The organism is uncultured Aquimarina sp. (assembly GCF_947500065.1).
Classification (GTDB): Bacteria; Bacteroidota; Bacteroidia; order Flavobacteriales; family Flavobacteriaceae; genus Aquimarina.
Genome location: NZ_CANMQT010000001.1, coordinates 536,796 through 555,537, shown reverse-complemented (window position 1 = coordinate 555,537; position 18,742 = coordinate 536,796). Strand labels below are relative to the sequence as shown.

The 18,742-nt window shown below is 32.7% G+C and carries 20 protein-coding genes and 1 tRNA gene; 13 read left to right on the top strand and 8 right to left on the bottom strand.

What is annotated here, in order from left to right; translation table 11 throughout:
* Window positions 1-98: 98 nt before the first annotated feature.
* The 5 genes from Q0975_RS02640 to Q0975_RS02620 all read right to left on the bottom strand — a co-directional run bounded on the left by Q0975_RS02640 (window position 99) and on the right by Q0975_RS02620 (window position 7,089).
* A complete protein-coding gene (locus Q0975_RS02640; protein ID WP_299432673.1) occupies window positions 99-536 on the bottom strand; it encodes a retropepsin-like aspartic protease in 438 nt (145 codons plus the stop codon).
* Window positions 533-3,133: a CHAT domain-containing protein gene (locus Q0975_RS02635; RefSeq protein ID WP_299432670.1), complete on the bottom strand. Its 2,601-nt coding sequence runs from the start codon at window positions 3,131-3,133 to the stop codon at window positions 533-535. Before Q0975_RS02635 ends, Q0975_RS02640 begins: the two co-directional genes overlap by 4 nt.
* Window positions 3,114-5,096 carry a PKD domain-containing protein gene (locus tag Q0975_RS02630; protein ID WP_299432667.1) on the bottom strand — a complete coding sequence of 661 codons (1,983 nt, stop codon included), beginning with the start codon at window positions 5,094-5,096 and terminating at the stop codon, window positions 3,114-3,116. Before Q0975_RS02630 ends, Q0975_RS02635 begins: the two co-directional genes overlap by 20 nt.
* 124 nt (window positions 5,097-5,220) lie before the next feature.
* Window positions 5,221-5,862 carry a hypothetical protein gene (locus Q0975_RS02625; RefSeq protein WP_299432664.1) on the bottom strand — a complete coding sequence of 214 codons (642 nt, stop codon included), beginning with the start codon at window positions 5,860-5,862 and terminating at the stop codon, window positions 5,221-5,223.
* 186 nt (window positions 5,863-6,048) lie between these two features.
* Window positions 6,049-7,089 carry a hypothetical protein gene (locus Q0975_RS02620; RefSeq protein WP_299432659.1) on the bottom strand — a complete coding sequence of 347 codons (1,041 nt, stop codon included), beginning with the start codon at window positions 7,087-7,089 and terminating at the stop codon, window positions 6,049-6,051.
* Window positions 7,090-7,220: 131 nt separating this feature from the next.
* Between Q0975_RS02620 and Q0975_RS02615 the strand changes: the two genes are divergently transcribed.
* From Q0975_RS02615 to Q0975_RS02605, 3 genes are all read left to right on the top strand, one after another.
* Window positions 7,221-7,808, top strand: a complete 588-nt coding sequence (locus tag Q0975_RS02615; protein WP_299432656.1) for a sigma-70 family RNA polymerase sigma factor — start codon at window positions 7,221-7,223, stop codon at window positions 7,806-7,808.
* Window positions 7,805-8,542, top strand: a complete 738-nt coding sequence (locus Q0975_RS02610) for a hypothetical protein (RefSeq protein ID WP_299432653.1) — start codon at window positions 7,805-7,807, stop codon at window positions 8,540-8,542. The genes Q0975_RS02615 and Q0975_RS02610 overlap by 4 nt, the downstream gene beginning before the upstream one ends.
* Window positions 8,543-8,664: 122 nt before the next feature.
* Window positions 8,665-8,952 (top strand): hypothetical protein, encoded by a 288-nt coding sequence (locus tag Q0975_RS02605; RefSeq protein ID WP_299432650.1) that lies wholly within the window; start codon window positions 8,665-8,667, stop codon window positions 8,950-8,952.
* A 70-nt stretch (window positions 8,953-9,022) separates the two neighbouring features.
* Here the strand turns inward: Q0975_RS02605 and Q0975_RS02600 are convergent, their stop codons facing one another.
* The gene (locus Q0975_RS02600) at window positions 9,023-9,217 is read right to left on the bottom strand and encodes a hypothetical protein (protein WP_299432647.1); all 195 of its coding nucleotides are present in this window, start codon (window positions 9,215-9,217) and stop codon (window positions 9,023-9,025) included.
* A 311-nt stretch (window positions 9,218-9,528) separates the two neighbouring features.
* Between Q0975_RS02600 and Q0975_RS02595 the strand changes: the two genes are divergently transcribed.
* The 10 genes from Q0975_RS02595 (at window position 9,529) to Q0975_RS02550 (ending at window position 16,619) form a co-directional block, all read left to right on the top strand.
* Window positions 9,529-10,317 (top strand): TatD family hydrolase, encoded by a 789-nt coding sequence (locus Q0975_RS02595; RefSeq protein ID WP_299432644.1) that lies wholly within the window; start codon window positions 9,529-9,531, stop codon window positions 10,315-10,317.
* Window positions 10,318-10,373: 56 nt separating this feature from the next.
* On the top strand, window positions 10,374-11,408 hold the full coding sequence (locus tag Q0975_RS02590; protein WP_299432641.1) for an asparaginase: 1,035 nt from the start codon (window positions 10,374-10,376) through the stop codon (window positions 11,406-11,408).
* 68 nt (window positions 11,409-11,476) lie between these two features.
* Window positions 11,477-11,564: transfer RNA gene (locus tag Q0975_RS02585), tRNA-Ser, on the top strand.
* Between the two features lie 82 nt (window positions 11,565-11,646).
* On the top strand, window positions 11,647-12,441 hold the full coding sequence (locus Q0975_RS02580; protein WP_299432638.1) for a MotA/TolQ/ExbB proton channel family protein: 795 nt from the start codon (window positions 11,647-11,649) through the stop codon (window positions 12,439-12,441).
* 114 nt (window positions 12,442-12,555) lie between these two features.
* On the top strand, window positions 12,556-13,050 hold the full coding sequence (locus tag Q0975_RS02575; RefSeq protein WP_299432635.1) for a phosphoethanolamine transferase domain-containing protein: 495 nt from the start codon (window positions 12,556-12,558) through the stop codon (window positions 13,048-13,050).
* Between the two features lie 2 nt (window positions 13,051-13,052).
* Window positions 13,053-13,661 carry a biopolymer transporter ExbD gene (locus Q0975_RS02570; RefSeq protein ID WP_299432633.1) on the top strand — a complete coding sequence of 203 codons (609 nt, stop codon included), beginning with the start codon at window positions 13,053-13,055 and terminating at the stop codon, window positions 13,659-13,661.
* Window positions 13,662-13,682: 21 nt separating this feature from the next.
* A complete protein-coding gene (locus Q0975_RS02565) occupies window positions 13,683-14,162 on the top strand; it encodes a biopolymer transporter ExbD (RefSeq protein ID WP_299432630.1) in 480 nt (159 codons plus the stop codon).
* 484 nt (window positions 14,163-14,646) lie between these two features.
* Window positions 14,647-15,264 (top strand): biopolymer transporter ExbD, encoded by a 618-nt coding sequence (locus Q0975_RS02560; protein WP_299432627.1) that lies wholly within the window; start codon window positions 14,647-14,649, stop codon window positions 15,262-15,264.
* A 19-nt stretch (window positions 15,265-15,283) separates the two neighbouring features.
* Window positions 15,284-15,763, top strand: a complete 480-nt coding sequence (locus tag Q0975_RS02555; protein ID WP_299432624.1) for a biopolymer transporter ExbD — start codon at window positions 15,284-15,286, stop codon at window positions 15,761-15,763.
* A 145-nt stretch (window positions 15,764-15,908) separates the two neighbouring features.
* Entirely contained in the window at window positions 15,909-16,619 is a 711-nt protein-coding gene (locus Q0975_RS02550) for a porin family protein (protein ID WP_299432621.1), read from the top strand.
* Here Q0975_RS02550 and Q0975_RS02545 read toward each other — a convergent pair.
* Both Q0975_RS02545 and rpoN read right to left on the bottom strand, forming a co-directional pair.
* Window positions 16,614-17,219: a hypothetical protein gene (locus tag Q0975_RS02545; RefSeq protein WP_299432618.1), complete on the bottom strand. Its 606-nt coding sequence runs from the start codon at window positions 17,217-17,219 to the stop codon at window positions 16,614-16,616. The two genes, Q0975_RS02550 and Q0975_RS02545, sit on opposite strands and share 6 nt — an antisense overlap.
* Window positions 17,219-18,679, bottom strand: coding sequence for an RNA polymerase factor sigma-54 (gene rpoN / locus Q0975_RS02540; protein WP_299432615.1), 1,461 nt, complete (start codon window positions 18,677-18,679; stop codon window positions 17,219-17,221). The genes Q0975_RS02545 and rpoN overlap by 1 nt, the downstream gene beginning before the upstream one ends.
* Window positions 18,680-18,742 lie beyond the last annotated feature (63 nt).

Genomic DNA, 18,742 nt, shown 5'->3' with positions numbered 1-18,742 from the left:
AATATTAATTCAAGAATTATTTATTTAACGTAAGGTTGATATAATTTTCTACTGAAAATCACTCTGAGTGGCATAAATTTTCTTACCTCGAAGTCAGATTATTTAAGGTACAAACACTTTCGCTCATAATCAATAACTGCTTTCCCTCTTTTTAAGACATCTGCACCAATAATCCCATCCACAGGTTCGGAATGATGAGCTATAAGTGCTGTATTGACATGGGTAAGATCAAATAAAATAAGTGAGATGTTTTTTTTTGACCATTTACCAAGTTGTAGTGAGTTTTTTTTGGAAAGCTGCGTTAGCATATCAGTAGCTCCAGCACCTGCAGCTTTTACATCGCTATCTTGTGCAAATAGATCGAATTTTTCTACCGCATCAAAACCAACACAGGAGTTAGAAGCCCCTGTATCGACAATAAAATTTCCTTCTATGCCATTAAGAATAGCTTTTACCTCAAAATGATTGGTTTTGGTATAAATGAGTTTAATACGATGATATTCTTTATTGATAAGGAACTGGCGAAGTGTTGTCATTTTGTTTTTTGTCGAATCACGAACAAAAATAATACAATTAATAAGAAAGCTCCGATTATGAGTGCCCAATTAGATTTTGATTCTTTTATCGGGTCGTAGTTTCCGTAATATACAAATGAAGCCCAGTAGTATGGCGATTTTTGAATGTTAGAGACATCCTTTGATGCAAGATACTCTAATTTAGCATTATGTAATCCGTGTACGTACGAGTAAGAATGGTGTAGATTTTGATAAAAATTCTGCATTAACATGGAGGTGGTTTTGTCATTTACTTTCCATAGTGAAAACAATACATTTTGGACTCCTGCGTATTGAAAACCTCTACCAATACTGAGCGCTCCTTCTCCTTTGGTCAAAACACCTATTCCTGTTTCGCAAGCACTCAGTACAATTAAGTCCGCTTCTAGTTGTAATCCGTATAATTGATTTACCAGAATATGTTGATCTCTAAATTGTATAGAAGCGGGTCTGGAAAAACTTCCTGCTTCTGCATGTGTAGAAAGGTGTAGGATCGTATGTTTTTCTGCTTCTTCAAGAAAATGTGTATAGGTAGCTTCTTCTTTTTCTAAGAATACTCCATCAAATTTTTGTTGTATATACTGTTGTTCTTCCTGTGAGAACGGAAGTTCTAAGTTAGTGTTCTCAAACACTGGGAATACACCTAGGATACTTATCTCATTATGACGAGCACTTGATCTCAAATACTTGCTTGCAGAAATCTCATAATTTATTAGGCTAGAATGTAGTAAGAATGGCATCTTCTGAAAACTTAAAGCGTTACTTTTTTTAGTCAATAATGTTTCAAAAGGGATGAAATTGAGAAGTCCATCAGGAATGACTACAATGTTTTTGCTACTAGGTATGTTTAAAGTATTGTATAAATCAAAACTGTCTCCCGAGAACTTTTTGATGTTATTAATAATCATAGAAGCATTATCAAAATAACTTATATAGTTTTGAACAGCATTTCTGAAATGTTCCGTATCGCTTATTTTTCTTAACTCTATAGAGTTAGCCTCAATTTTAAATTGATAGATGGTTTTTTGTCCAAAAAAGTATTCTATTAAAGTAAGATTATCTTGTGCTATCTTTTTTTGAAGTTCGTCAATCGAAATTGTTTTTTGAGTAGAAAGCAGGTTAGGGTATTTTTCTTGAAGTACTTTGGTTAGCTCTTTTAGTTCTATCGATTTATTATTGTGTAGTGTGGTCCATTTTTGAATTTGTATGATATCAGCATTGTCTTCTTTTTGTCTTTCTTTCAGGATATAGGTTTCGTATGATGTCAGTTGGTTAATAAGTAGCGCATTTTTTTTAACTAATGAATCATTTTTATATTGGGATAATAGTTGCTTAGATAGCAGTGCTTCATTGACAAAAGGAGCTTTGGAATTTTCTGCTGCTTCAAAGGCTTGAGCAGCATATTTAGTATCTTTAGTTGTTTCGTATAAAGTAAATAAAAGATCAATATAGGTCTCAGTGCGATTTCTGTTTTGACTATGCTGAATGATTTTTGTATTCTGTAATGGGTACGCTATGTTTAATTTTGAGTTTACCATAAAAGCAGTTTGGTAGGCTTTAATAGCTAAAAAAGGATTGCCCAGTTGCTGATAGATATATGCCTGAACATCTAGTGTCTTTAGTAATACTTTGTCGGCGATGAGGGTTTCTTTTTTAGGGATATCAGTTTCTGTAGAATATTCTGGTAATAGAGCGACATAAATTTCTTTTACATTATTTAATGCTTCAGAATATGAGGATTTAGAAAGTAGAATATCGATATATGCCAATTGCCATTTTGCAAGATCTCGGGCTGAGGTATCTAGCTTTTTTAATAATTGATTTTTTGCTTTGAGACTATAATTTTGAGCGGTTTTTAGATTTTTGTTTTCTAGTGCAATTACTGCTAAAATTTGATAAGCGTTTACCTGAGTAGAATCTATTGAAATTACTTTCAAGGCGTATTTTTCAGCTTTTTCTAATACTCCAGAACCTAAGTAGTTGGTAGCTAAATTCGTTAGGATATTTACATTTTTAGGCGTTATTTCTTCTCCTTTTTGAAGTATTTTTATTGCTTTTAGATAATTGCTTTGATTGTTATAAGCAATAGATAGGTTGGTGATTGCCGAGATTATTTTAGGAGTATTTAGAGATTGTTCTGCCAGATATAGATAGCTAGTGATCGTATTTTCTGCTTTTTGTAAGTCACCAATTTTGAGATATAGATTTCCTAGAGGTTGTAAACAGTTTTCAATAATGTCATAATCCGTGAGGTTATTATCTTGAAAGGTTTTCCAAGCTTTTTCGTAATATATTATAGCTGTAGGTAAGTTTGCAAATTGGCTATGATAATATCCTATATTAGTATTAACTATAACCCAGGCTAAATTATCTTCTTTAGTTATAAGTTGGTTTTTTTTTGAAGTGATGGTTTTGCTTAGTCGTTGTAATTTTGAATGCGATGGTGCCTTTAGAAAATAGTCTAATTGGTTGTATAGAAAATCGGAGACCTTTGTTTTTTGTTGAGCACAAAGTATTTCATTTCCTGTATTCAGAAAAACGAGAAGTAAGAAAAGGTATCTAAAATTTCCAAATCCCATAGAACTGAATTTGAGAATTTGGGGCGTCAAAATTATAGACATATCTGACACCAAGGCTTGGCCCGATTCGGACAACTCCAAGATTCATTCCGACGAAAACTCCTGTTTGGAAATTGGTAAAAGTGTCATCTAATTTTTGAATGGTAAAGGAATCTAAATCTCGATCAGGAGTTATTATTTGTCCTTGTTCTTCAATAATAAAACCTGTACCTGTTGTTTCTTGATCATTTGTGCTTGTAAGATCCAGTTTTAACTGAACTCCGGCTCCCATAGCAAAAAAATTAGTGAAGTTATATCGATAAGAAGCTGGTACAGCATACATTGAGATACTATTGTATTTGTTTGCTTCAGAGAATTCTATAAGATTTTCTATTCCATTAGCTTGTGTAGACCTAGTTTCAAAATTTCTTAATTCATCAAATGATGATGCAGAAAATAGTAGTTCTGCTTGATAATATCCTCTGTATGATTTGTATGGTGATAATGTGGCTCCTACGAAATATTCTTGTTGATTGTCTAAATCAGGAGTCATCATATATCCCGCTTTTACTCCAATAGAAATCCCTGGGAGAAACCGAGTACTTGCATAATTCGTAATTATAGGTTCATTTTTATCAAAATATATAGCGGTCTTACTTCTGGTTTTTTTCTTGTGGAATTTTTTTCCAAATTTCATGGAATATTTCACAAAACCTTTAGTAGAATCAATCTCCTCTACATTTTTCTGTTCACTTCCGGGAAGATAAATTCTATTGAATTGAAAGATGATTTTATCTTTTTGAAGAATAGTATCCAGACAACTATAATTTACTTCTTTTTCTTTTGGACAAATCGGGCATTCTGGCGACATACCGTCAATTTTTAATGTGGATTTGTCAAACATTTCTGGAGTGTCTACCTCTAATTTAATAGTGTTAGCGGGACCTTCTCCATTATTCTGAAACCGTACTTTGAATTTTAATCTTTTTAATCTAGCAAATCTGTAATTCATTAAAAAACCATTAGAAGACATTTTATTAGGATCGTGAGAGGTTACGATTTCCATTTCAGTGTCTTTTACAGTGTGATCATCAAAGTTGCTATCAGGGACATAGACACTTCGTAATGTTACAATTGCACTTGTGTCTTTAATCATTTCTGGAGTGGTTTTTAGTGTTCTGAATATATTTCGCTCCTCTCCAGGTTGCATATTGTCAAATTCTATGATCTGATAATTTCGATATAAGGCTTTTGATTCTTCCAACGTAAGTGGAAAGTTTTTTCGTTTGGTTGTGTCTTGTACGAAAAGTGTTTTGTTGTACAAAAAAGCGGTGTTATTGGAAGCTAATAATGTGTGATCATCATTTTCGGGAAGTATAGAAGAAATGAGATCGAGAGGAGCAATCCTTTCGCCATAGTGTAATCGGGTATCTTCAATAACGAAATTATCATTTTTAAACTGTCGATCATTGTAGAATAAGTATAATTTCCCGCTTGAAACATAATTATTAGAATTCTTGTAACTGGTAATGAATACCATTTCTTGATCAGGAATGGGTTCACGATTTCTTTTTAATAATAAATTTTCATCTTCAATAAATGGGGAGTTGTTTTCGATAGAAGCTTCGTCATTAGCATTGTTTATGGTTACAGATTTTGGTCTACTAGCCGGAGGTTTTCCGTTGTCATAATTGTTCGTAGCCCATAACTTAGTGTCGTATGTGCCATTGTTTTTATAAGCGTGTATTGGTTTTTCTTTAAAACTGTAATTCCCATCTCCAAATTCCCAATAATAAGTGTAGAAAGCTTTAGGAGCCCCAGCAATTTGATTAAGAGGAGGCATTTCTGCCCCATAAATTATCTTGTCATCTAGTATTTCATATGATATAGGTGCTGTTCTTGGGATCGTGTCATTGATTAATATTTGCCCAATACAGAAAAAAGGAAATAATATAATGATTGATAAAGCCGAAAATCTGTTCATGATTTGTTGTTAGTGTTAATAAAGATAAACAAAAAGTTAAACCAGCTACATTCCTATCTTTAGCGAATTAAAATTCTGGAAGGCATTCTCTCCCAGAATTTATTATTGTAAGTAGGTAAATGTTTTAGTCAGCCTTAAAGCCTAGTCCAATATATGGCATCGCAATATTATTTACGGGTCCACCTGCTCCATAGAAGTTAGAAGACAAGAATTCTACAGTACCTTGAGTAATAGGAAATGGAACAGCAGAAAAATTCGATGGCCTTAATACACGTCCTAGAGTAGCGTCTAGGTTAGGATATCCTGGCATAATTGTTCTTTTTACCGTAATTATATCACCAGAGGATACCGCAACAGGAGTAATGGATTGATAATCCAATAATTGTCCTTGAGAGAAAGTATGAGTTCCTGAATAACTATTAAGACTTGTTGTGTTTATGATCTCTATAGTATACGCTCCGGCATAGGTGCTTGGGTTTTGATACCCTACTGTACAAATTTCGCCATTGGAATTTATTTTTATTACATATTCATGAGTTTCTAAATCCATAAATTCTGGTAGATCATCGTAATTATTAGCGTTAGAAAAAGCAGTGGTTATAAAGTTGTTTACATAATAGTCCTCACATACATTATTTGTGGGATCATTATCTGTGTCGCAGGAAACAGTTAATAGTAAAAAGAAAAGTAATTTTAAAGTGGTTATTATGTTTCTTACAAAGCCTCTGTTCTTAGTAACGTATACTGAAGTGTCTTTTGTTTCCATGATATTTTTTTAAGTGTTTATACTATTATATCAATAGTGTTGTTTTTTTGTTACCCTTGTCTAGGCGTTTTTATTTTAGTTAATACTCCTATAAATAAAAATTCCGGAAGATAATCTTCCGGAATTTTTGCTGAAATTTGCTGTAACCCCCATTACCTAATACGCATATTCCAGTGTGAAGTTTATTTACGGAAGAGCGTTTATTAATGCTACTAATCCTGCTTCCGTCCCAGTAGTTGTAGTTCCAATTACCTCTAGATGATTTTCCTCTATAGTAACTTGTTGTATTGCATATATATATTGATCATCTTGTACCGATAAGAAAATGATATGTACTTCTAATCCTATTGGGATTAATCCGTAATGTTCTGAGAAAAGACCAGTTTCAGAATTGTAGATGTCTAAAGAAGCTAATGCGGTAGGTTCTCCATCATAAGATACATATACATTACTGTTCGTGTTATTAAAACCTTCTGGCACATCTACTTGTAATAAAGTTTTGGGTCTAGGATCGTTATACCAACGATCAATATTTGTCCATCCAAAGTTTCCAAGAAAACCTCCGTAACCACTTACACCTTCACCGTTAGGACCTTCTCTTTGCATAGGCTCTAAACCTCCTTGTTCATCTTCTTCCCATACAATATCACATGCTAATGTTTCATCATTACAATCATTATCCTGACCATTAAATAATCTCATATCTTCATCAAACTCATCCGCTGGAGCGAAAAGCATAAAGTCATTTACAAGTTGTAATTGTTCTCCGTTTTGTTTGGCATTTATGTAAAATTCACCACCAGATACAAGTGTTTCTACATCTCCATTAGGACGTTTTCCGTTTGTAGGCATTCTGGTTAGTAACATCTTTGCTTTATCATAGATTTCAATTAATTCTATAGTAACAGCACCTGTAACAGGATCACCGTTTTGATCTTCAAAACTGTTGGCAGGGAAATATAGTATAGTACCTTCTGCTCCATATACCTCGCCAGAACCGCCGGCATTTAGAATGGTTGTTTGTAAAGCTTCTTCGCGATTTTCGATAATCTCAGTTTCTAATTCTAATCCATCAAAAAATTGTTCGACAATAATGTCATTGTCATCATTCTTGCTACAGCTTCCTAAAAAAAGAATAGTGAAACTTAAAAGTAAAAAGTTGATCATGGTTTGTTTTACATTCTTACTATTGTTCAGTAATGTAATTGTTGTACTATTTGTTTTCATATTTTTCAATTTTAATTGCCTCTTAAAAGCTTTTTAAATTTTGTTGTTTACATCTTCATATCAACAACACTGATTTTTTGTTACCCTTTTTCTTAAAACTTTTTTAATTTAGTTGTCCAGACTAATCATTTATGGGAAATAACAAAACGCATGCTGATCAGAAATATATTGAAGCACTCTTAAAGAATGATACGATAGTTATTAAGGAGATTTATGAAAAATTCGCTCCTAAAGTTGTTGGATATATAAAGAAGAATAGTGGAGATGAATCTAAGGCTCAGGATATAATTCAAGAAACCTTGATTGTAATATATAAACAAGCAACAGAAAAAAAGCTAGTACTTACTTGTCCATTTGATGCTTATTTTTTTTTACTGTGTAAACGAAAATGGCTTAATGAGTTAAAAAAGAATACTACTAAAGAGGTAACAATTAATGAAGAGGTTGTATCTATTAATGATGAGAGTGTTCAATATGCAGATGAAACTTTGGTTTTTGAAGCTAGAAATGAGCTTTTTGCGGAAGTCTTTGATCAGTTAGGAAAGGCTTGTAAAGAGTTACTGAAAGCTACTTTTACTATAAAATCTATGGAGGAAGTAGCATTAAAATTAGATCAGTCCTATGGATATGTCCGCAAGAAGAAATCATTATGTATTGGCCAGTTAACAAAAATGGTTCAAAGCTCTCCTAAGTATAATCAAATAAAGAACTTGTTATGACCCCAGAAGAAAAATACGAGCTTTTTGAGCAGAAAGTTAGTGGCGAGATTTCGTCCAAAGAAGACGAAACACTATCATTATTGATAGATAATGATAAAATTGTTGCTGAGGAGTTTAGAGTTTATAAAGAATGGAGTTCGTATCTGGATTCTAACCTTAATTCAACACAAGAACAGTCTGATTTAGAAAATAATCTAAAAGAAGCTGGAGCTGCGTTTTTTGAAACAAAATCAACTAAAAAGGAAATCAAGGTAATAAGAATTCCTTCTTGGGGATATGCTGTAGCCGCAAGTATTGTAATCATTTTGGGAGTATATACTTTTTCTAAAGGTGGAGCAACCTATAGTAATTTTGTGTCAATACCAGAATTGTCAATTACCGAAAGGAGTGGTGAGGATGGACTTATTAAAAAAGCAGAAGAAGCTTTTAATTCGAAAAGTTATAATGTGGCAGAGAAATATCTTTCCGAGTTGTTGAAAAATGACAGTGCCAATTCAGAATATCTTTTCTATTATGGAATCACTTTGGTAGAACAAGATAAGAATCGAGAAGCATCAGAGGTTTTTGTAAATCTGCAACAGGGAAATTCAGGATATAAATATAAAGCATTATGGTTTGAAGCTCTAAATCAATTGAAACAAGAGAACATGGATCGATGTGCTGAATTATTAAAATTATTGCCACAAGACGCTGAAGATTATCAACAAGCTCAAGAACTGTTAAAAAAGCTTTAATAAAATGTAAGGTATTGACATGTAAATTGTTAATTAACAATATTTTCTTTAATAAAGGCGTTGTATTATGTAACTTTTAGTGAGTTACTTCAATGTTTTGTATAATTTAAAGCGCGTATGTCATGGGGATAAATGATCATATACAGTCAATAGAGAAAGAACAAATAAAACATCTACACTTTCCGCACAAAGAAGTTTTAAGCGATAAAAGGTCTAAGCGTGATCGATACCGTAAATTGGTAAGAGGATTGAGTTTGGGTAATTTAGAACATCTAAAGGTGAAGATAGTTTTTGCAGATGATAAAGGAGCTAAAAAAGTAGAAACAACCATTTGGGGAATAACGGATAAATCGGTTATTCTAAAACAATCTACAATTATTCCTGTAGAACGAATTATTAGTGTTAACTAGGTATGTTTTTATTTAGAATACATTTTTAAAAGTAAAAACCCTGAGATATCAGGGTTTTTTTAGTTGTATATTATTGTGGAGTAGAACCACAAGGGCTGTCAAAAAACATAAAACATCTACCGATAGGTAAACAAACAAAACAACTACCAAAACTAGCACAATCACTATCTGTACTACAGTTTTGACCTGGCATTCCACCTTTTATACTTTTTTGCTGACTTCTGGTAATTACTTTGGTTCCGGTTAGGTTTAATAAATTTTTCATATTAAAATAGTTTAAGAATATGTCTACTCTATTGTTAGTTAGGATTTTCGACTTGCTCCTTTAAAATTGTAAATTGATATTACATTATCATATAGTTTCTTTTCGGTTTACCCTTATCAATTTTGTGCTACTTATTATTTCATCAAATCAATAGTATTAATTAGTGTCTTAATTGAACAAAATGTTACCTTGATTTATTTAGAATTCTAGTAAAAACTAGTAATCCCAGACGGAAAATTGAATTGAAATGTTATTATTGATTATACTAGAAAGAAGAACTGGCGAAAGTTAAATTTGGTTATTTTTGCGGCATGATACTTACCGATACACACACACATATCTATAGTGAATCTTTTGAGGAAGATCAAGATGAAATGATGCAGAGAGCTATTTCTGCTGGAGTAGAACGTTTTTTTGTTCCTGCTATTGATTCTGGTTATACACAATCGATGTATGATATAGAGAAGAGATACCCAAAGAATGTGTTTCTAATGATGGGATTGCATCCTACTCATGTCAAAGAGAACTACAAAGAAGAGCTTCAGCATGTAGAAGAAGAGCTGGAAAAACGATTAAATGAAAATAGCAATAAAAAATTCTATGCAGTAGGAGAGATAGGAATAGATTTATATTGGGATAAAACGTTTCTAAAACAACAACAAGAATCATTTAGACATCAGATTAGGTTAGCCAAAAAATATAAGCTTCCTATAGTTATTCATTGTCGAGATGCTTTTGAAGAAGTTTTCGAAGTGTTGGAGTCTGAAAAGGGAGAAGATTTATTTGGAATATTTCATTGCTTTACCGGTACAATTGATGATGCTCGTCGAGCTGTATCGTATAATATGAAATTAGGTATTGGTGGAGTTGTTACATTTAAAAATGGAAAAATAGACAAATTCTTAAACGAGTTTTCTCTGGATCATATAGTACTGGAAACAGATGCTCCTTATTTAGCACCTGTGCCATATCGTGGTAAACGTAATGAAAGTTCGTATTTGACTCAAGTGGTAGAAAGGTTATCTGATATTTATGGAAAATCACCGGAAGAAATTGCGGGAATTACTACGAAAAACTCTAAAGATATATTCGGAATATAGGTTGCAAATTGTAATTTAAATTTTGTTCATTTGTCAGACAATAAATGTGTGTTGTAATGAAGATTTCACCAAATATATTATTGATCTATACAGGTGGTACCATTGGTATGGTCAAAAGTTTTGAAACAGGAGCATTGATAGCTTTCGATTTTGATGAGTTATTGCTTAATATTCCCGAGCTGATACAATTAGATTGTAATATAGAAACTGTAAGTTTTAAGGAGCCTATAGATTCTTCTGATATGGATGTGGAGCGTTGGAAAGAATTAGGTGGTATCATCAATGCTAATTATGAAAAATATGATGGTTTTGTGGTATTACATGGTAGCGATACCATGTCATATACTGCTTCTGCTATCAGTTTTATGTTCGAGAACTTAGGTAAACCAATTATTTTTACAGGATCTCAATTGCCAATAGGTGATCTAAGAACTGATGCAAAAGAGAACTTAATAACTGCAGTTCAGATAGCAGCATTACAAAAGAAAGGGAAGCCAGTAATTACAGAAGTTGGATTGTATTTTGAGTATAAATTACTTAGAGCTAATAGAACTACTAAGATAAATGCAGAACATTTTAAGGCATTTCAGTCTCTTAATTATCCGGCTTTGGTAGAATCTGGAGTACATCTAAAGGTAAATACCTCTTTTTTACGAACCATAAATCGAAGAAAAAAAATGGTATATCATACACATTTTGATAATAATATTATCATTATTAAAATGTTTCCAGGTATAAATGAGGCAATTTTGAACAATATTTTTTCTTCGGAAGCTTTAAAAGGCATAATTATTGAGACATATGGATCGGGTAATACGACGACTCAAAAATGGTTTTTAAATATTGTTTCAGATCAAATTAAAAAAGGAATACCTGTAATAAATGTAACACAATGTGCAGGAGGAAGTGTGGAAATGGGTAAGTATGATACTAGTGTTGCGTTAAAAAAAATAGGTGTTATATCAGGAAAAGATATCACAACAGAGGCTGCAGTGGCTAAATTGATGTATTTGTTAGGAGAAAAATTGCCACTTAAAGTGCTCAAAACCATTTATGAAACTTCATTACGAGGTGAAATGTCAGAAAATTAACGCCCCAAATTTTAGTAGTTAACATTTTTTTTGTTATTTGCTCAACCATTTTAGGCAAAAATTTTAATAGAGAGGTGGCCGAGTGGTCGAAGGCGCACGCCTGGAAAGTGTGTATACGTCAAAAGCGTATCGAGGGTTCGAATCCCTTCCTCTCTGCATTATTATTAAAATTTTAATAATTTTTGTAATATTTTTTTATCTTTAACCCTTTAACTAATTAAAATTAAGAATCAGCGCAATGAAAAGACTATTTTCTATTCTGGCAATCGCAACAGTAATGGCTTTTGGAAATATGCAAGCAGCCACTGCTCCAGCCCAGTTAACGGCAAACGTGCAATTATTAATTGCTCCAATAACAACAACTATTCAGGATACAGATGAATCTGTCGCACCAGAGGAATCCTTTCACCAAAACCTGAAAAAACGTTTTATAGAAGGAGGTCCTAGCTTTATGGGAATCGTTCTTTTATGTTTGATTCTTGGTCTTGCGATAGCAATCGAAAGAATTATCTTTTTAAATTTATCTACTACTAATAGTAAGAAGCTACAACAAAATGTAGAAGATGCGCTTAATAGTGGTGGAGTAGAAGCAGCAAAAGAAGTTTGTAGAAATACAAAAGGTCCTGTTGCCTCTATTTATTATCAAGGTCTTGATAGAGCTGACGAAAGTATAGATGCTGCAGAAAAAGCAGTAGTTGCTTACGGTGGTGTGCAAATGGGACAACTAGAGAAAAACGTATCTTGGGTATCTTTATTTATCGCTCTTGCACCAATGCTTGGATTTATGGGTACGGTAATAGGTATGATTGATGCATTTGATAAAATTGAAGCAGCAGGAGATATGCAGCCATCACTTGTAGCAGGAGGTATTAAAGTAGCACTTCTTACAACGGTATTTGGACTTATTGTTGCAATTATACTACAGGTTTTCTATAACTACATTATCGCTAAGATAGATAGTATAGTAAATGATATGGAAGATGCATCGATTACTTTAATCGATATGTTAGTAGCTTACAAAAACAAAAAATAATAAATGACTGTTTAGGTTTTAATTCAGATATTAAAATCTTCATAGTTTATTAGAACATTTATTATTTAAAAATATGGGTTGTTTTATAGGACAACCCAATAAAAAATTAGTCACATGAAAATTTCAAAAATTTTATCGTACGTTGTGCTTGCTATAGGTGCTATAGGTGCTATATTATTGTTCTTAATGAGCGGTAATTTCACTACACTTATGGACAACTATGGTATTACCGAAGCTAAAGATTTGGTGAAGGATACATCTTCATCAGCTTTTGCAGAAGCTACTTCATTGGTTAGCCCTATGTATAATCTTACATTAGTGATTTTTGTTGTTATTATAATAGCAACATTGGTTGCAGTGTTTTCTGCTTTAGCTAAGAACCCTTCTGGTCTTAAGAATGCCGGTATTGGGATCGTTGCTTTTTTAGTGATCATATGTATTGCATATGTAATGGCAAATGGTGAAGAAACACCAATGAAAGACGGAGAAATACTTTCTGTAAGTGGATCTAAATGGGTAGGAACAGGTATTTGGTCTTTCTACTTTTTAGGAGCAGTTGCTGTTGGCCTTATGGTGTTATCAGGAGTTAAAAAATTAATAGGTAAATAATTATGGCAAGAAGATCAGCACCTGATGTTAACGCAGGATCCATGGCGGACATTGCATTTTTACTTCTTATATTCTTTTTGGTTACTACAACCATTGATACGGATAGAGGTATTAGTCGTAAGTTACCACCGCCTTTAGATGAAACAGTAGAGCCTCCAATTCTTAAGCAAAAAAATATTTTTGTAGTAGAATTAAATAAGAATAATGACCTTTTGGTAGAGGAATCTCCTATGGAATTGAAAGATTTGCGTGCTGCGGCAGTTGCATTCTTAGATAATGGAGGAGGAGTTGGTGATGAGGCTTGTAGTTATTGTAAAGGAGAAAGAAGTCCTAGCTCTTCAGATAATCCAGAAAAGGCAGTAATCTCTTTACGTAATAATAGAGAAACTAGTTATGGTACTTATATAGCAGTACAGAATGAATTAGTTGCTGCATATAATGAATTGCGAGACAGAGAATCAGAACGTCTTTATGGAAAGACATTTCTTCAAATGGAATCAGAACTTAAAGATGTGAATTACTCTGGTAGTAAGGATAGACTTAAGGATCAGATTAAGCAAATACAGTTAATGTATCCAGAGAAACTTTCTGAAGCAGAACCAAAGAAATAAGTATAACATAAAAACGTAATTATGTCTAAGTTTAAAAAGAAAAAAGGTGGTGAATTACCCGCTATTTCAACAGCGTCTTTACCAGATATCGTATTTATGTTATTGTTTTTCTTTATGGTTGCAACGGTTATGAGAGAGAATAACTTAAAAATTGAGAATAGACTTCCTCAAGCTGATCAGACAGAAAAACTAGATAAGAAAAACTTGGTGATGTATATCTATGCAGGTAAACCTAGCTCTAGATATGCTGCAAGTGCAGGTACTCAAGCAAGAATTCAGTTAAATGATAAGTTTGCTGAAGTAAGTGATATTAAACCTTTTATTTTGGCAGAAAGAGCTGCTAAAAGAGAAGAGGAAGTGCCTTTTCTTATAACAGCATTAAAGGTAGATAGTGACACTAATATGGGTCTTGTTGGCGATATTAAAAAAGAACTGAGAGAAGTTCAAGCACTAAAAATTAATTATACTACAAGACAAGGTGAAGCAACCGGTAATCTATAGTAGAGGTTAAAGATTTTAATATATTTATAAAAATCCCGCTTATTAGCGGGATTTTTTTTGTCAATTTTGATAAACCAACCTTCTTTTTATACCAAAACCTCAGGTTTAATGTTGAAAGTATAGCAGATTAAATGAAGCTACTATATGCTTATTGTTAGTAGCACTGTCTTTTAAAACAAAAACTTTCCTTTTTTTATCTTTCTAGTTATTATACTGGCATAACAATTGTGTTTATTTTCATAACTGTGATCTGTTAATATGATCAATATCTAACCTTCCAAACACGTGGTATTGAAATAATAGAATAATACAGTTATGATTCGATAACAACTTTTGGTCTTTTGTAAAGACCGTTTTTAGCTATCTATGTCCTAATACCTATAGGATGTATTGTTAAAACAATTCTATGCTTCTTAATAATACTACCTCTTCAGATTTGCAGTGTGTGATTTAGTAAGTAATTATTAACTAAATATAAATTATTATGGCTAGAAGATTAGCACCAGAAGTGAACGCAGGTTCCATGGCGGATATCGCCTTTTTATTACTGATATTTTTTTTGGTAAGTACTACTATTGAAACAGATTATGGTATTAGTAGAAGGTTGCCACCACCGCCAGAAGAGTTAGAGACCGATATGCGTATTAAAGAAAAAAACCTTTTCCGAGTCGAATTGAATCAAGTTAATGAATTGTTTGTGGAAAAAAAGCCTCTACAATTGAAAGATTTAAAAGCTGCAGCTATAGCTTTTCTGGATAATGGTGGAGGAGAGAAGAGTAATCATTGTAGTTATTGTAAAGGAGCAAAAGACCCAAAATCATCTGATAATCCCAGTAGAGCTGTAATATCTCTTATTAACAGTCGTGAAACAAACTATGACGCGTATATCGCTGTGCAGAATGAACTTGTTGGAGCGTATGCAGAATTGCGAGATAGGGAGGCGTTAAGGATGTATAATATGTCATTTAAACAGATGAAAGATTTTCTTAAAGATGCTAATTACTCTGGTGATAAGACTAAGCTTAAGAAACAGATGGAAGAAATTCGTTCTATGTATCCCGAAAAACTTTCAGAAGCAGAACCTGTAATGGTAAAATTATAATAATTAAAAAACAGTGATTATGTCTATATTTAAGAAAAAACAAAAAACAGAATTACCAGCAATTTCAACTGCGTCTTTACCGGATATCGTTTTTATGCTATTATTTTTCTTTATGGTTGCAACGGTAATGCGAAACGATACATTGGTTGTCAAAAACGAATTGCCATACGCGGACCAAATTGAGAAGCTAGATAGGAAGAATATGGTCTTGCATATTTATGCTGGTAAACCAAGCTCCAGATATAAAAATGTAGGTACAGAAGCAAGAATTCAACTTAACGATAAGTTTGCGGATATTAACGAGATTAAACCTTTTGTGTTGGAAGAAATAAAATCTAAACCGGAAGAATTAAGGCCTTATTTGACCACTGCTTTAAAAGTCGATAAGGATACTAAAATGGGACTTGTTGGGGATGTGAAAAAAGAATTGAGAGCTGTTAATATGCTTAGGGTTAATTATGTCACGAAAATTGGAGAGGCAACCAATAACTTGAAATGATATGTTTCTAAGGTATTATAGGATCCCATGATTTATCATGGGATTCTTAATTCTTATTCTTTTTTAAAAAGTAACTCTATTTTCTAAAGAAATAAATTTATTTTAGTAATCTCTTATGGAATCGATCTTGAAAAACACTTGCCGATTGAAACGAATACTTTTGTTTTTAAGCTTATCTCTCTTAACTAACTATAGTTTTGGGCAAGATGTTAGTTTAGATGATCCACAAAAGGAGGAAGTGTTAGATTCTCTGTATAGAGAGGATCAATTCTATGCAGGTTTTACATTTAATCTTCTTTGGAATACTCCTTCAGGAGTTGGTCAGTCAGGATTTTCAGGAGGTTTACATGTAGGATATACTAGAGATATGCCAATTAATAAAAGGCGTAATATCGCAATTGGATTGGGATTGGGGTATTCTGTTAACACCTACGGACAAAATCTTTTTATTGGTGAGGATGTGGAAACCGGTCAGAGTATTTTTAGAAGTCTTAATGGAGTAGATTTTGATAAAAACAAATTTACAACGCATTTAATTGAATCTCCATTAGAATTTAGATGGCGTACTTCAGTGCCTAATACACATAAGTTTTGGAGAATTTATACTGGATTAAGAGTAGGATATCTGTATCACTTTGATTCTAAATTTGAACAGCCGGGAAATCAAGTTAATCAAATTAAAATTGATGAATTAGATCGTTGGAGAGTAGGAGCTACATTTACCTTTGGATGGAATACATTTAATTTTCACTTTTATTATAGTTTGAACCCTTTGTTTAATGATAATGCGAGAATTGGTAATGAAGCTGTTGGACTTAATGTTGCTAAGATAGGGTTGATGTTCTATATTTTATAGCCAAAAATTCACCAGTGTAAGTTGAGGAATAACTCCTACTAAAAAACCTAGAGTAAGTTCTAGATTGCTATGAGCTTTGTAGTGTAGTCTGGATGTAGCAACAAGACCATTAATAATAATCATTGCGGCAATAAGAAGTATAAGATTTATTTCGAAATGTATACTTAATGCTATAGTAAACATGGTAACCGCTCCTGATCCGATCATATGCAGACTTGCTTTGATGTCAAAAAACACAATAAAAATAGCACTTAGAGAGGATAGTAAAATCCCAAGAAAGAAAAAATACAGTTCTGGATAGTTGTATACATCTATAACCATTTTGATTACTAAGAGTAATAGTAAAGACTGTAATAGTAATGGAATTTTACGTTGTTTTGCTTCCTCCAAGTGAATGGAAGTAATAATACCAATGGTTCTAAGAAAAAAATAAAGTACAATGGGTATTAGCACTGTGACTACTATTAAACCAAAAACCTTTGCTTGAATGATGTTTTCTGGTATAAATCTAGGTGCAGTTACAAAATAAATTATTGAACCAGCTAAGGGCATCAATAATGGGTGAAAAATGTATGAAATGCTTTTAAGTAAAAAGTTCATTAAATCTTTTTTCGTAGCCTGGCAACTGGAATATCTAATTGTTCTCTATACTTAGCTACAGTTCTTCTGGCTATAGGATATCCTTTTTCTTTTAAGATTTTTGCTAATTTCTCATCTGTAAGAGGTTTTTTCTTGTCCTCTTCTCCTATAGTAATTTCCAGTATTTTTTTTATCTCTCGTGTAGAAACCTCTTCTCCTTGATCATTGGTCATAGATTCAGAGAAAAACTCTTTGATAAGTTTGGTTCCATAAGGAGTATCTACATATTTACTATTGGCAACTCTAGAAACCGTACTAACATCCATATTTATCTCGTCTGCAATGTCTTTTAGGATCATGGGTTTGAGGTTACGCTCATCTCCACTTAAGAAATAACTTTTTTGATAATGCATTATTGCACTCATCGTTAAAAAAAGTGTTTGCTGTCGCTGTTTAACCGCTTCAATAAACCACTTAGCTGCGTCTAGTTTTTGTTTAATAAACATCACAGCATCTTTTTGTGATTTGGATTTTTCTTTACTGGCTTTATAGCCTCGTAACATATTATTGTATTCTCTGGAGACGTGTAATTCAGGTGCGTTACGCCCATTTAATGTCAGCTCCAGTTCTCCTTCTATAATTCTGATTGTAAAATCTGGAACTACATGTTCTATTAATTTATTGTTCCCCGCATATGCTCCGCCTGGTTTAGGGTTAAGATGTTCTATTTCTTCAATAGCTTCTTTCAATAAATCTTCTGTGATATCAAATTTTGCTATAAGTTTATCGTAATGTTTTTTACTGAAATGATCAAAGGACTTTTCTAAAATCAGTGATGCAAGTTTTATAGGTAGTGTATTTTCTTTTCTGTCTAATTGAATAACTAGGCATTCCTGAAGATTCCTAGCACCCACACCTGCGGGATCAAGTTGGTGGACTATTTTTAGAATGTTTTCTATTTTATCTTCAGTAGTATATACATTTTGAGTAAAGGCAAGATCATCCAGGATGTCTGTAATTGCTCTTCTTATGTAACCACTTTCATCAATACTTCCAACAAGAAATTCTGCAATTTCTCGCTCTTCCGCATCAAATCGATAGGTGTTTAATTGATTTACTAAATGTTGATGAAATGATGTTCCAGATGCATAAGGAACATTTTTTTCTTCATCATCAGCACTATAGTTATTGGAACTTAATCGATAACTAGGGATTTCATCATCACTAAGATATTCATCTACATTAATATCCGTTTCTATTTTTTCGTTACCGTAATCCTCTTCTGATGAATTTTCATTGCTAAAGGTATCCTCAAACTCGTCTGTTTTTTCCTTGCCACTATCTAATGCAGGATTTTCCTCCATTTCCTGCTTTAAACGCTGTTCAAAAGCTTGCGTCGGAAGCTGTATTAACTTCATCAACTGAATTTGCTGCGGAGAAAGTTTTTGAGAAAGTTTAAAATTTAATTGTTGCTTTAGCATAAAAATGTCAATGTTCTTATACTCACAAAAATAAACAAAATACAGCGTACTTCTGTAGGTAAT

Bases quoted from the DNA above. Each gene is read 5' to 3' on its own strand.
- Q0975_RS02640 (WP_299432673.1), bottom strand. From the start codon at position 536: ATGACAACACTTCGCCAGTTCCTTATCAATAAAGAATATCATCGTATT.
- Q0975_RS02635 (WP_299432670.1), bottom strand. From the start codon at position 3,133: ATGGGATTTGGAAATTTTAGATACCTTTTCTTACTTCTCGTTTTTCTG.
- Q0975_RS02630 (WP_299432667.1), bottom strand. From the start codon at position 5,096: ATGAACAGATTTTCGGCTTTATCAATCATTATATTATTTCCTTTTTTC.
- Q0975_RS02625 (WP_299432664.1), bottom strand. From the start codon at position 5,862: ATGGAAACAAAAGACACTTCAGTATACGTTACTAAGAACAGAGGCTTT.
- Q0975_RS02620 (WP_299432659.1), bottom strand. From the start codon at position 7,089: ATGAAAACAAATAGTACAACAATTACATTACTGAACAATAGTAAGAAT.
- Q0975_RS02615 (WP_299432656.1), top strand. From the start codon at position 7,221: ATGGGAAATAACAAAACGCATGCTGATCAGAAATATATTGAAGCACTC.
- Q0975_RS02610 (WP_299432653.1), top strand. From the start codon at position 7,805: ATGACCCCAGAAGAAAAATACGAGCTTTTTGAGCAGAAAGTTAGTGGC.
- Q0975_RS02605 (WP_299432650.1), top strand. From the start codon at position 8,665: ATGGGGATAAATGATCATATACAGTCAATAGAGAAAGAACAAATAAAA.
- Q0975_RS02600 (WP_299432647.1), bottom strand. From the start codon at position 9,217: ATGAAAAATTTATTAAACCTAACCGGAACCAAAGTAATTACCAGAAGT.
- Q0975_RS02595 (WP_299432644.1), top strand. From the start codon at position 9,529: ATGATACTTACCGATACACACACACATATCTATAGTGAATCTTTTGAG.
- Q0975_RS02590 (WP_299432641.1), top strand. From the start codon at position 10,374: ATGAAGATTTCACCAAATATATTATTGATCTATACAGGTGGTACCATT.
- Q0975_RS02580 (WP_299432638.1), top strand. From the start codon at position 11,647: ATGAAAAGACTATTTTCTATTCTGGCAATCGCAACAGTAATGGCTTTT.
- Q0975_RS02575 (WP_299432635.1), top strand. From the start codon at position 12,556: ATGAAAATTTCAAAAATTTTATCGTACGTTGTGCTTGCTATAGGTGCT.
- Q0975_RS02570 (WP_299432633.1), top strand. From the start codon at position 13,053: ATGGCAAGAAGATCAGCACCTGATGTTAACGCAGGATCCATGGCGGAC.
- Q0975_RS02565 (WP_299432630.1), top strand. From the start codon at position 13,683: ATGTCTAAGTTTAAAAAGAAAAAAGGTGGTGAATTACCCGCTATTTCA.
- Q0975_RS02560 (WP_299432627.1), top strand. From the start codon at position 14,647: ATGGCTAGAAGATTAGCACCAGAAGTGAACGCAGGTTCCATGGCGGAT.
- Q0975_RS02555 (WP_299432624.1), top strand. From the start codon at position 15,284: ATGTCTATATTTAAGAAAAAACAAAAAACAGAATTACCAGCAATTTCA.
- Q0975_RS02545 (WP_299432618.1), bottom strand. From the start codon at position 17,219: ATGAACTTTTTACTTAAAAGCATTTCATACATTTTTCACCCATTATTG.
- rpoN (WP_299432615.1), bottom strand. From the start codon at position 18,679: ATGCTAAAGCAACAATTAAATTTTAAACTTTCTCAAAAACTTTCTCCG.